Below are 11,405 nucleotides of genomic sequence, written 5' to 3' on the forward strand. Positions count from 1 at the left end.
ACCCACCGCCGCTTCTTACCCAGGAGTCACCACAGTGACCGAAGTATCTGACGGCGTCCTGCACACCCTGTTCCACTCGGACCAGGGCGGTCACGAGCAAGTCGTGCTCTGCCAGGACCGGGCCAGCGGCCTCAAGGCCGTCATCGCCCTCCACTCCACCGCGCTCGGCCCCGCACTCGGCGGCACACGCTTCTACCCGTACGCGACCGAGGCGGAGGCCGTCGCCGACGCCCTGAACCTCGCGCGCGGCATGTCCTACAAGAACGCCATGGCCGGTCTCGACCACGGCGGCGGCAAGGCCGTGATCATCGGCGACCCCGACCGGATCAAGAGCGAGGAGCTGCTGCTCGCCTACGGCCGGTTCGTGGCCTCCCTCGGCGGCCGGTACGTCACCGCGTGCGACGTCGGCACCTATGTCGCCGACATGGACGTCGTGGCGCGCGAGTGCCGCTGGACGACCGGCCGCTCCCCGGAGAACGGCGGCGCCGGAGACTCCTCCGTCCTCACCGCCTTCGGCGTCTACCAGGGCATGCGGGCCTCCGCCCAGCACGTGTGGGGCGATCCGTCGCTGCGCGATCGCAAGGTCGGGATCGCGGGCGTCGGCAAGGTCGGCCACCACCTCGTGGAGCATCTGCGGGCCGAGGGCGCCGAGGTCGTGATCACGGACGTGCGCGCGGACGCCGTACGGCGCATCCTCGACCGGCATCCGGCAGGCGTCACCGCCGTCGCGCACACCGACGCGCTGATCCGGACCGAGGGACTCGACATCTACGCCCCCTGCGCGCTCGGCGGGGCCCTGAACGACGACTCCGTGCCGGTGCTGACCGCCAAGGTGGTGTGCGGCGCGGCCAACAACCAGCTCGCGCACCCGGGCGTCGAGAAGGACCTCGCGGACCGCGGGATCCTCTACGCGCCGGACTACGTGGTGAACGCCGGCGGGGTCATCCAGGTCGCCGACGAGCTCCACGGGTTCGACTTCGACCGGTGCAAGGGCAAAGCGGCGAAGATCTTCGACACCACGTTGGCGATCTTCGCACGTGCGAAGACGGATGGCATTCCGCCGGCCGCCGCGGCCGACCGGATCGCCGAACAGCGGATGCACGAGGCGGCCGCCGGACGCGGTCACTGAGCCTCGGGGAGGGCGCCGCGCGGCTTCCGCGCGGCGCCCGCGGTACCCGGCGGCGGCTTTAGAGAGAACTCTCACTTCGTACGGCGGGTCGCCCGCCCAGAAACGGTTAAAATCACCGTTGACCAGCGGGGAAAGGGCTCCTCGCAGGTTCTGGGCACGGGCACGTCCTGCGGGCGACGTACCGTATGGGCGTGGGCTCAGGTACCGTGGAAGCCCTACGGACCGGTCTCTCCACGGAGAGTCCGTTCCAGATCATGAACGCGTGTCAAGACTCTGGGGCCGTCGAGCCCCGTCACCGAGGGGGTCGAGCCATGGGGCGCGGCCGGGCCAAGGCCAAGCAGACGAAGGTCGCCCGCCAGCTGAAGTACAACAGCGGCGGGACTGACCTGTCGCGTCTGGCCAGCGAGCTGGGCGCTTCGACTTCGAGCCAACCGCCGAACGGCGAGCCGTTCGAGGACGACGAGGACGAAGACGACCCGTACGCCCAGTACGCGGATCTCTACAACGACGATGAGGACGACGAGGACGATCAGTCCGGTCCCGCCTCTCATCGTCGCGGCGCTTGACGATCTAGCCGCGCTCCACCCGGTCCGGGCGGGTTGCTCCGCCGGACCGGGTTTTGTGCGTGTTCGCTCCGCTGGGAGTGGCCGGGCGCCTCAGAGCTCGGGGGTCACTGTGCGTTCGCGGCCGCGGGTTCCCCGTGGCTGATCGCGCCGTTCCCCGCGCCCCTTTTGGGTCTTCGACCCATCGGGGGCGCTTTGGCGTGGCCGGATGCGTCGCCGGTCAGCCGCGTGCGTAGTCGCCGACCAGTTCGGCGCCTGTGGTGTGGTCGGCGCGGTCGGTGATCTCGCCCGCGACCCAGGCGTCGACGCCGCGGTCCGCCAAGGTGGTCAGGGCCACGTCGGCCGATTCCTGGGGGACGATGGCGATCATGCCCACGCCCATGTTCAGGGTCTTCTCCAGCTCCAGGCGTTCGACCTGACCGGTGGTGCCGACGAGGTCGAAGATCGGGGCCGGGGTCCAGGTGGAGCGGTCCACCGTGGCGTGCAGGGTGTCGGGGATCACACGGGCCAGGTTGGCGGCCAGGCCGCCGCCGGTGACGTGGCTGAAGGCGTGGACCTCGGTGGTGCGGGTGAGGGCGAGACAGTCCAGCGAGTAGATCTTCGTCGGCTCCAGCAGCTCCGCGCCGAGGGTGCGGCCGAGCTCGGCGATCTCGGCGTCCAGGGAGAGGCCCGCCTGGTTGAGCAGGACGTGCCGGACGAGCGAGTACCCGTTCGAGTGAAGGCCGGAGGCCGCCATGGCGATCACCGCGTCACCCGTACGGATACGATCCGGGCCGAGCAGGCGTTCGGCCTCGACCACGCCCGTGCCGGCGCCCGCGACGTCGAAGTCGTCGGGGCCGAGGAGGCCGGGGTGCTCGGCGGTCTCGCCGCCGACGAGGGCGCAGCCGGCGAGGACACAGCCCTCGGCGATGCCCTTGACGATGGCGGCGACCCGCTCGGGGTGGACCTTACCGACGCAGATGTAGTCGGTCATGAACAGCGGTTCGGCGCCGCAGACCACGATGTCGTCCATCACCATGGCGACCAGGTCGTGGCCGATGGTGTCGTAGACGCCCAGCTGACGCGCGATGTCGACCTTCGTGCCGACGCCGTCCGTGGCGGAGGCCAGCAGCGGGCGCTCGTAGCGCTTGAGGGCGGAGGCGTCGAAGAGGCCGGCGAAGCCGCCGAGGCCGCCGAGGACCTCGGGGCGCCGGGTCTTCTTGACCCACTCCTTCATCAGCTCTACGGCGCGGTCGCCCGCCTCGATGTCGACGCCCGCGGCTGCGTAGCTGGCACCAGTTGTCTCAGACATGACGGTGAGAACTTTCGTGTCGTACTGCGGCAGGTAAGCAGGTGTTACCGGCTGTCTACGGGCAGTCTTACGGGCGACGGATCGCGTCGGCCGCGGCCGTGGCGGCGGGTCCGGCCGCCAGCTCGGTCTCCAGGAGCTGCTTGCCGAGCAGCTCGGGGTCCGGCAGCTCCATCGGGTACTCGCCGTCGAAGCAGGCGCGGCAGAGGTTCGGCTTGGCGATGGTGGTCGCCTCGATCATGCCGTCGATGGAGATGTAGGCCAGGGAGTCGGCGCCCAGGGAGGTGCCGATCTCGTCGATCGTCATGCCGTTGGCGATGAGTTCGGCACGGGTGGCGAAGTCGATGCCGAAGAAGCAGGGCCACTTCACGGGCGGGGACGAGATCCGGATGTGGACCTCGGCGGCGCCCGCCTCGCGGAGCATCCGGACCAGTGCGCGCTGGGTGTTGCCGCGGACGATCGAGTCGTCGACGACCACCAGGCGCTTGCCCTTGATGACTTCCTTGAGCGGGTTCAGCTTCAGCCGGATTCCGAGCTGGCGGATCGTCTGGGAGGGCTGGATGAACGTACGTCCGACGTACGCGTTCTTCACCAGACCCGCACCGAACGGGATGCCCGAGGCCTCCGCGTAACCGATGGCGGCCGGGGTGCCGGACTCCGGGGTCGCTATGACCAGGTCGGCCTCGACAGGGGCTTCCTTGGCCAGCTTGCGGCCCATCTCCACGCGGGAGAGGTACACGTTCCGGCCGGCGATGTCGGTGTCCGGGCGGGCCAGGTACACGTACTCGAAGACACAGCCCTTGGGCTTCGCTTCCGCGAATCGCGAGGTGCGCAGGCCGTTCTCGTCGATGGCGACGAACTCGCCCGGCTCGATCTCGCGGACATAGCTCGCGCCGCAGATGTCGAGGGCGGCGGACTCGGAGGCGACCACCCAGCCGCGCTCCAGCCGGCCGAGGACCAGCGGGCGGATGCCCTGCGGGTCACGGGCGGCGTAGAGGGTGTGCTCGTCCATGAAGACGAGGGAGAAGGCACCGCGCACCTGCGGGAGGACCGTGTGGGCGGCCTCCTCGATGGTCAGCGGCTTGCCGTCCTCGTCGACCTGGGCCGCGAGGAGCGCGGTGAGCAGGTCGGTGTCGTTGGTGGCCGCGACGCGCGGCGTACGGCCCTCCTGCTTGGGCAGGTCGGCGACCATCTCGGCGAGCTGGGCCGTGTTGACCAGGTTGCCGTTGTGGCCGAGCGCGATGGAGCCGTGCGCGGTGGCACGGAACGTGGGCTGGGCGTTCTCCCAGACGGAGGCGCCGGTGGTCGAGTAGCGGGCGTGACCGACCGCGATGTGACCCTGGAGGGAACCGAGCGAGGTCTCGTCGAAGACCTGGGACACGAGGCCCATGTCCTTGAAGACGAGGATCTGGGAGCCGTTGCTGACCGCGATACCCGCGGATTCCTGGCCCCGATGCTGGAGGGCGTAGAGCCCGAAGTACGTGAGCTTGGCGACCTCTTCACCCGGGGCCCAGACACCGAAGACGCCACACGCGTCCTGGGGGCCTTTCTCGCCGGGGAGAAGGTCGTGGTTGAGTCGTCCGTCACCACGTGGCACGCCACCGAGTGTAGGCGAGATCGCGCACCGGTCCGAATCCGGTGATCTCGCCCGCCCCGGTCCCCGACTGCGGCCCTCCGCAGGTCACTTGTCGGCGACGGCTCCGACACCCGTGTTGTTTTCGCTGGTCAGCGTGATGCCGCGGTGATCGATCCGATACTTCACCGTGCCCTTGAAGAGCTCCAGAAGGCTGCGCTCGGCGGCCATGAGTGAATCCGAGCACATCTTGCGGGTGGTCCGCGGGTTGCCGAGGGTGATCTCGTCCTCGCTCACCGTGGCCTTCGCGGAGATGTCGTTGCAGCCGACGCTTCCGCTGAGGGTGCCCGCCTTCTTGTCGAGGGTGAACCAGGCCTTGCCCCGGGCGGCCTCGGGGAGCGAGGTGGCGACGTCGTGGTCCGTGAGGGAGTCGATCCGCCACGTGGTGCCGTAGAGCTCCGCGGGCTTCTCCTCGGTCAGCTCGACGGTGTCGCCGTCGCCGGTGGTGAGGGTGAGCTTGCCGTCGCCGGTGGTCGCGGCCGTGAACGTCTCGGTGTCGAGGGTGTGGGCGAAGCTCTTCTCGAACGTCATCGGGGCGTCGCCGCAGGCCATCTCGGTGGACCGGGCGGTCTCGAAGTCGATGCCGTCGTCCTCGAAGGCAGCGGTGGAGCCGAAGGTGTTGCAGCCGTAGTTGCCGTCGACGTCACCATTGTCGGCGATCTTCAGGTAGGCGCTGTCGGGGGCCTTCTGGGTCTTCCCGCCCACGGTCAGGCTGTCGACCTTCCAGCGGACGCCGGTGACCGAGGACTTCGTGGCGGCCGAGCCGACGTTGCCGCTGCCGGAGTCGCCGGCCGACTCGGTGCCGCAGGCCGCGAGCAGCGGGAGCGGGAGCAGTGCCAGGGCGGTGAGGGTCAGTCGCTTGTCCATGGCGGTGGGACGGGTGGGGTGCGTGGGTGGTTCCACCGGGTTTCGTGGCCCGGATCAGCGCATCAGGGGCAGCAGCCCGCTCAGGTCCGCCCGCTCGCCGCTCGCGCTGACCTGGGCGCCGTCCAGGGCGGCGGCCCACTCGACCCGGCCGGTCGCGAGCCGGACCCAGGTCAGCGGGTCGGTCTCGACGACGTTCGGCGGGGTGCCCCGGGTGTGCCGGGGCCCCTCCACGCACTGCACGACGGCGTACGGCGGGATCCGCACCTCCGTGGAGCCACCGGGCGCCCTGGCGGCGAGGGTGTCGGCGAGCAGCCGGACGCAGGTGGCGAGGGCGGTCCGGTCGAAGGGGACGTCGAGGCCGGGGACGGCGGCGTTCAGGTCGTCGGTGTGGACGACCAGCTCGATCGTGCGGGTGACCAGGTAGTCGTCGAGCAGCATGCCGCCGGCCCGAGTGTCGATGATCCGGCCCTGCGGGGCTGCCTCGAGCGCGTCTGCGAGCCGCCGCTGCACGTCCGCGTAGAGGGCGGCGAGGACGGGGTGGGCCTCGGCCAGCTCGTGGCTCCTCTCCGCGATGGCAGCGGCGTGCGCGGCGGTCGCGGAGGGGTAGTCGAGCGCGTTCAGCTCGGCCTTCGGGGGCTCCGGCCGCTCCAGGGCCCGGCTGACGCTCTCCACGGCCATGGTGAGGTGCGCGGCCAGGTCCCGCACGGTCCACTCCCCGAGCCGCGTCGGCGAGGCGAGCTGCTCCGCGGTGAGGGTGCCCACCGCCTCCCGTACGTTCTCGAACTGGGCCAGCACCGCCTTGCGGGTCTTGGCGGGGTCGTAGGCGCGGGGGCGTTTCCTGGCGGGGGGCATGGAGTGAGCGTAGGGGAGGGCGGGGCGGGCGGGAGGGTCACCCGGAAGGATGATCGAAGGCGGGGTGCGCCTCGCTCCGGCGGTCCCCCGGCGACACTGGCCTTTTCGCCAGGAGGGAGGCGGTCCGACGGCCATGGCAGAGCGCACGTCCCAGATGTCGGTGGAGGATTTCGAAACGATCGCCGCTGCCGCCCCCGAGACCGTCGCGCTGGAGTTCGTCGGCGGGCGGATCGGGGTCAAGAAGGCGACGGACGGGGACCACGGCACTATCGTGGCCTGGCTGGCCCGGTGCTGTATGCGGTCGAGGCCCGACCTGGACCTGTGTCATGACCGGGGACTCCGCGTGGAGACCTCCCGGCGCGGCAGAGCGAGGCCGGACGCCGTGATCGCGCCCGAGGCCCACTTCGCGGGACACGGCGAGTGGGCCGACCCCGACGGTGCCCTCATGGTCGTCGAGGTCACCTCGTACGACTCCGACACCGACCGGCGGGACCGGCACGAGAAGCCCGCGGCGTACGGGCAGTCCGGGATCCCCCTGTATCTGCTGATCGACCGGGACTCGTGCACCCTCACCGTGCACAGCGGCCCGGACCGGCAGGTCGGCGGTTACCGCGACGTACGCATCGCGAAGTTCGGCGAGAAGGTCCGCATCCCCGGCCCGATGAACATCGAACTGGACACAGAGATCCTCAAGAACTACGTCCGCTGACCCCGAGGACATGGCGAAGCCCCGCCCGGACGTACCGATCCGGGCGGGGCTTCGTCGTATGCGGGACTACGCCAGCAGGGCCGGGATCGTGCCCTCGTGGGCCGTGCGCAGCTCCTCCAGGGAGAGGGTGAACTCGCCCTGGATCTCGACCGTGTCGCCGTCCACGACACCGATGCGCGTGACCGGGAGCCCCCGGGCGCCGCACATGTCGTTGAAGCGGACCTCCTCGGAGCGGGGGACGGCCACGACGGCGCGGCCGGCCGACTCCGAGAGGAGGAAGGTGAACGCGTCCAGACCGTCGGGGACGATCAGGCGGGCGCCCTTGCCGCCGAGCAGCGCCGACTCCACCACCGCCTGGATCAGGCCGCCGTCGGAGAGGTCGTGCGCGGAGTCGATCATGCCGTCGCGGGAGGCGGAGATCAGGATCTCGGCGAGCAGGCGCTCGCGCTCCAGGTCGACCTGCGGGGGCAGACCGCCGAGGTGGTCGTGGACGACCTGGGACCAGGCCGAGCCGCCGAACTCCTCACGGGTGTCGCCGAGCAGGTAGAGCAGCTGGCCCTCCTCCTGGAAGGCGACCGGCGTGCGGCGCGCGACATCGTCGATGACGCCCAGGACCGCGACGACCGGGGTGGGGTGGATGGCCACCTCGCCCGTCTGGTTGTAGAGGGAGACGTTGCCGCCGGTCACCGGGGTGCCCAGCTGCTGGCAGGCGTCCGCCAGACCGCGTACGGCCTCGGCGAACTGCCACATGACCGCCGGGTCCTCCGGCGAGCCGAAGTTCAGACAGTCGGAGACGGCGAGCGGCTTGGCGCCGGTGGTGGCGACGTTGCGGTACGCCTCCGCCAGGGCCAGCTGGGCGCCGTGGTACGGGTCCAGCTTGGCGTAGCGGCCGTTGCCGTCGGTCGCGATGGCGACGCCCAGGCCGCTCTCCTCGTCGACGCGGATCATGCCGGAGTCCTCGGGCTGGGCGAGGACCGTGTTGCCCTGCACGAAGTGGTCGTACTGCGAGGTGATCCAGGACTTCGAGGCCTGGTTGGGGGACGCCACCAGCTTCAGGACCTGGTCCCTCAGCTCCTCGGACGTCGCCGGGCGCGGCAGCTTGTTCGCGTCGTCCGCCTGGAGCTCGTCCTGCCAGGACGGGCGGGCGTACGGGCGCTCGTAGACCGGGCCGTCGTGCGCGACCGTGCGCGGGTCGACGTCGACGATCTTTCCGCCGTGCCAGAAGATCTCCAGCCGGTCGCCGTCGGTGACCTCACCGATCACCGTGGCGATGACGTCCCACTTGTCGCAGATCTCCAGGAAGCGGTCGACCTTCTCCGGCTCCACGACCGCGCACATGCGTTCCTGCGACTCGCTCATGAGGATTTCCTCGGGCGAGAGGGTCGAGTCGCGCAGGGGGACGTCGTCGAGGGTGACGCGCATGCCGCCGGAGCCGTTGGACGCCAGCTCGGACGTGGCGCAGGACAGGCCCGCCGCGCCGAGGTCCTGGATGCCGACGACCAGCTTCTCCTTGAACGCCTCCAGGGTGCACTCGATGAGGAGCTTCTCCTGGAAGGGGTCGCCGACCTGGACGGCGGGCCGCTTGGAGGGCTTGGCGTCGTCGAAGGTCTCGGAGGCCAGGATGGAGGCGCCGCCGATGCCGTCGCCGCCGGTGCGGGCCCCGTAGAGGATGACCTTGTTGCCGGCGCCGGAGGCCTTCGCGAGGTGGATGTCCTCGTGCCGCATGACGCCGATGGCACCGGCGTTGACCAGCGGGTTGCCCTGGTAGCAGGCGTCGAAGACGACCTCGCCGCCGATGTTCGGCAGGCCCAGGCAGTTGCCGTAGCCGCCGATGCCGGCGACGACGCCGGGCAGGACGCGCTTGGTGTCGGGGTGGTCGGCCGCGCCGAAGCGCAGCGGGTCGACGACGGCGACCGGGCGGGCGCCCATCGCGATGATGTCGCGCACGATGCCGCCGACGCCCGTGGCCGCGCCCTGGTAGGGCTCGACGTACGAGGGGTGGTTGTGCGACTCGACCTTGAAGGTGACCGCGTAGCCCTGGCCGACGTCGACGACGCCGGCGTTCTCGCCGATGCCGACGAGGAGGGCGTCCGACTGGGGTGCCTTCTCGCCGAACTGGCGCAGGTGGACCTTCGAGGACTTGTACGAGCAGTGCTCGGACCACATGACGGAGTACATGGCCAGCTCGGCACCGGTGGGCCGGCGGCCGAGGATCTCGACGACCCGCTCGTACTCGTCCTTTTTCAGGCCCAGTTCGGCCCAGGGCAGCTCGACGTCGGGGGTCGCGGCCGCGTGCTCGACCGTGTCCAGAGGCGTCCGGCTCATGCGTTGACCAGCTTCTTGAGGATCGAGGTGAAGAACGGGAGGCCGTCGGTGCGGCCGGTGCCGATCAGCGGCTCCACGGCGTGCTCCGGGTGCGGCATGAGGCCCACCACGTTGCCGGCCTCGTTGGTGACGCCGGCGATGTCGCGCTGGGAGCCGTTGGGGTTGAAGTCGAGGTACCGGAAGGCGACACGGCCCTCGGCCTCCAGCTTGTCCAGCGTGTACGCGTCGGCGACGTACTGCCCGTCGTTGTTCTTCAGCGGGATGTGGATCTCCTGGCCGGCCGTGTAGTCGGTGGTCCAGGAGGTCTCGGCGTTCTCCACCCGCAGCTTCTGGTCACGGCAGATGAAGTGCAGGTGGTCGTTGCGCAGCATCGTGCCCGGGAGGAGGTGGGCCTCGGTGAGGATCTGGAAGCCGTTGCAGATGCCGAGGACCGGCAGTCCGGCCTTCGCCTGCTCGATGAGCGTCTCCATCACCGGCGAGAAGCGCGCGATGGCGCCGGCGCGCAGATAGTCGCCGTAGGAAAACCCGCCGCACAGCACCACGGCGTCGACCTGGTGGAGGTCCTTGTCCTTGTGCCAGAGAGCGACGGGCTCGGCACCGGCGAGCCGGATCGCGCGCTGCGTGTCCCGGTCGTCGAGGCTGCCGGGAAAAGTGACGACGCCAATACGTGCGGTCACTTTCCGACCTCCGCGACTTCCTCCACCTTGACGGTGAAGTCCTCGATCACGGTGTTGGCGAGGAAGGATTCCGCCAGTTCATGGATGCGGGCGAGCGCGGCGTCGTCCACCGGTCCGTCAACTTCCAGTTCGAATCGCTTTCCCTGACGTACGTCGGAGACGCCCTCGAAACCGAGGCGCGGCAGCGCGCGCTGCACCGCCTGGCCCTGGGGGTCGAGGATCTCCGGCTTGAGCATGACGTCGACTACGACGCGTGCCACTGGCACTCCCGGTGTGTGGTGCTGAGCAGGTTCCTTCAGACTACCCGTACAAAATTTCTACGCGGGTAGATTAGTAGGAAACTACAGGGATTCCGGGTGACGGCGGTCACGATCAGGTATCGGACGATCACCCTCACGAAAACTTCCGGGAAAGATCTCGGATCCCTATTGCGCGAGGGACACGCGGGCAGATTAAGTCTGTCTTCACAATGCAATGCCGGGCACTGTACAAATGAATTGGCAATAGCCGATACTTTGCCCAAATAACAGCCGGACAGTCGACATCTTCCTGACGTCAGGGCACGTCAACGGAGAGATGTCGCACGAAGGGACCGATATTCGTGGCGCAGCGTGTCGTGGTCACTCTCTCCGACGACATCGACGGCTCGGAAGCGGCGGAGACGATCGCCTTCGGACTCGACGGCAAGTCGTACGAGATCGACCTGAACGAAGCCAACGCCAAGAAACTGCGTAAGGCGCTCGCGCCCTACGTCGAGGCCGGCCGCAAGCGGTCGAGGTCGGGCAAGGCGTACAAGCAGACCCAGGTGGCCCCGGACCCGGCGGCCGTACGCGCCTGGGCCCAGGCCAACAAGCTGGAGGTCCCCGCGCGCGGCCGGATCCCCAAGAGGGTCTACGAGGCGTTCACCGAGGCGCAGTAGGCACACCTCCGTCGGCCGTCCTCAGAGCCCGTCAGCGGGCCCCGAGGGCGGTCGACTTGGGTGCCGGGGACAACCGACTTGCGTTGCCCCCCGGCGGATCAGCTAGAGTCTGGAGCACGCCGAGGGGCAAGGCCGAAAGGCCCGGCTCACCGGAGTCACGCGGGTGTAGTTCAGTAGTAGAACATCCCCCTTCCAGGGGGAAGGCGCAGTGTGCAATTCCTGTCACCCGCTCTGATCACTTACCAGCCACTCCTGTGGATCAGGTAATGTGGTCTTCGCGCCGATCGGTGGGAGCCGGTCGGAGGCAATGCGGACGTAGCTCAGTTGGTAGAGCGCAACCTTGCCAAGGTTGAGGTCGCGAGTTCGAGCCTCGTCGTCCGCTCTGGAAAGCAAGACCCCGGTCCACTGGACCGGGGTCTTCTTCATGTTCCCCCACCCCCGTC

11 protein-coding genes and 2 tRNA genes are annotated in these 11,405 nt (G+C 69.5%); 6 read left to right on the forward strand and 7 right to left on the reverse strand.

All coding sequences use genetic code 11. The features are described from left to right. Positions 1-34 precede the first annotated feature (34 nt). Entirely contained in the window at positions 35-1,129 is a 1,095-nt protein-coding gene (locus L3078_RS21880) for a Leu/Phe/Val dehydrogenase (protein ID WP_239755685.1), read from the forward strand. A gap of 311 nt (positions 1,130-1,440) precedes the next feature. After that, a complete protein-coding gene (locus L3078_RS21885) occupies positions 1,441-1,695 on the forward strand; it encodes a DUF3073 domain-containing protein (protein WP_239755686.1) in 255 nt (84 codons plus the stop codon). A gap of 217 nt (positions 1,696-1,912) precedes the next feature. Here L3078_RS21885 and purM read toward each other — a convergent pair whose 3' ends face one another. From purM to L3078_RS21905, 4 genes are all read right to left on the reverse strand, one after another. After that, positions 1,913-2,983, reverse strand: coding sequence for a phosphoribosylformylglycinamidine cyclo-ligase (gene purM / locus L3078_RS21890; RefSeq protein ID WP_239755687.1), 1,071 nt, complete (start codon positions 2,981-2,983; stop codon positions 1,913-1,915). A gap of 67 nt (positions 2,984-3,050) precedes the next feature. Next, positions 3,051-4,577 (reverse strand): amidophosphoribosyltransferase, encoded by a 1,527-nt coding sequence (gene purF, locus L3078_RS21895; protein WP_239755688.1) that lies wholly within the window; start codon positions 4,575-4,577, stop codon positions 3,051-3,053. 84 nt (positions 4,578-4,661) lie between these two features. After that, positions 4,662-5,480, reverse strand: a complete 819-nt coding sequence (locus L3078_RS21900) for an META domain-containing protein (protein ID WP_239760412.1) — start codon at positions 5,478-5,480, stop codon at positions 4,662-4,664. Positions 5,481-5,534: 54 nt separating this feature from the next. Beyond that, positions 5,535-6,332 (reverse strand): maleylpyruvate isomerase family mycothiol-dependent enzyme, encoded by a 798-nt coding sequence (locus L3078_RS21905; protein ID WP_239755689.1) that lies wholly within the window; start codon positions 6,330-6,332, stop codon positions 5,535-5,537. A gap of 133 nt (positions 6,333-6,465) precedes the next feature. Here L3078_RS21905 and L3078_RS21910 point away from each other — a divergent pair, with 133 nt between their 5' ends. Further along, on the forward strand, positions 6,466-7,041 hold the full coding sequence (locus L3078_RS21910) for a Uma2 family endonuclease (protein WP_239755690.1): 576 nt from the start codon (positions 6,466-6,468) through the stop codon (positions 7,039-7,041). A gap of 66 nt (positions 7,042-7,107) precedes the next feature. Here L3078_RS21910 and purL read toward each other — a convergent pair whose 3' ends face one another. The 3 genes from purL to purS are packed head-to-tail and all read right to left on the reverse strand — an operon-like array spanning position 7,108 to position 10,303. Beyond that, complete coding sequence (gene purL, locus L3078_RS21915; protein WP_239755691.1) at positions 7,108-9,366, reverse strand: phosphoribosylformylglycinamidine synthase subunit PurL; 2,259 nt, start codon at positions 9,364-9,366, stop codon at positions 7,108-7,110. After that, positions 9,363-10,043 carry a phosphoribosylformylglycinamidine synthase subunit PurQ gene (gene purQ, locus L3078_RS21920; protein ID WP_086803083.1) on the reverse strand — a complete coding sequence of 227 codons (681 nt, stop codon included), beginning with the start codon at positions 10,041-10,043 and terminating at the stop codon, positions 9,363-9,365. Before purQ ends, purL begins: the two co-directional genes overlap by 4 nt. Beyond that, positions 10,040-10,303, reverse strand: coding sequence for a phosphoribosylformylglycinamidine synthase subunit PurS (purS, locus tag L3078_RS21925; protein WP_033526749.1), 264 nt, complete (start codon positions 10,301-10,303; stop codon positions 10,040-10,042). The genes purQ and purS overlap by 4 nt, the downstream gene beginning before the upstream one ends. A 341-nt stretch (positions 10,304-10,644) precedes the next feature. Here purS and L3078_RS21930 point away from each other — a divergent pair, with 341 nt between their 5' ends. The 3 genes from L3078_RS21930 (at position 10,645) to L3078_RS21940 (ending at position 11,344) form a co-directional block, all read left to right on the forward strand. Continuing rightward, positions 10,645-10,962 (forward strand): histone-like nucleoid-structuring protein Lsr2, encoded by a 318-nt coding sequence (locus tag L3078_RS21930; protein WP_239755692.1) that lies wholly within the window; start codon positions 10,645-10,647, stop codon positions 10,960-10,962. Positions 10,963-11,121: 159 nt separating this feature from the next. Continuing rightward, positions 11,122-11,193, forward strand: a tRNA-Gly gene (locus L3078_RS21935). Positions 11,194-11,271: 78 nt separating this feature from the next. Further along, positions 11,272-11,344, forward strand: a tRNA-Gly gene (locus L3078_RS21940). The last annotated feature ends 61 nt before the right edge of the window (positions 11,345-11,405 follow it).

The organism is Streptomyces deccanensis (assembly GCF_022385335.1).
Lineage (GTDB): Bacteria > Actinomycetota > Actinomycetes > Streptomycetales > Streptomycetaceae > Streptomyces > Streptomyces deccanensis.

Bases quoted from the DNA above. Each gene is read 5' to 3' on its own strand.
- L3078_RS21900 (WP_239760412.1), bottom strand. From the start codon at position 5,480: ATGGACAAGCGACTGACCCTCACCGCCCTGGCACTGCTCCCGCTCCCG.
- L3078_RS21905 (WP_239755689.1), bottom strand. From the start codon at position 6,332: ATGCCCCCCGCCAGGAAACGCCCCCGCGCCTACGACCCCGCCAAGACC.
- purM (WP_239755687.1), bottom strand. From the start codon at position 2,983: ATGTCTGAGACAACTGGTGCCAGCTACGCAGCCGCGGGCGTCGACATC.
- purL (WP_239755691.1), bottom strand. From the start codon at position 9,366: ATGAGCCGGACGCCTCTGGACACGGTCGAGCACGCGGCCGCGACCCCC.
- L3078_RS21910 (WP_239755690.1), top strand. From the start codon at position 6,466: ATGGCAGAGCGCACGTCCCAGATGTCGGTGGAGGATTTCGAAACGATC.
- L3078_RS21885 (WP_239755686.1), top strand. From the start codon at position 1,441: ATGGGGCGCGGCCGGGCCAAGGCCAAGCAGACGAAGGTCGCCCGCCAG.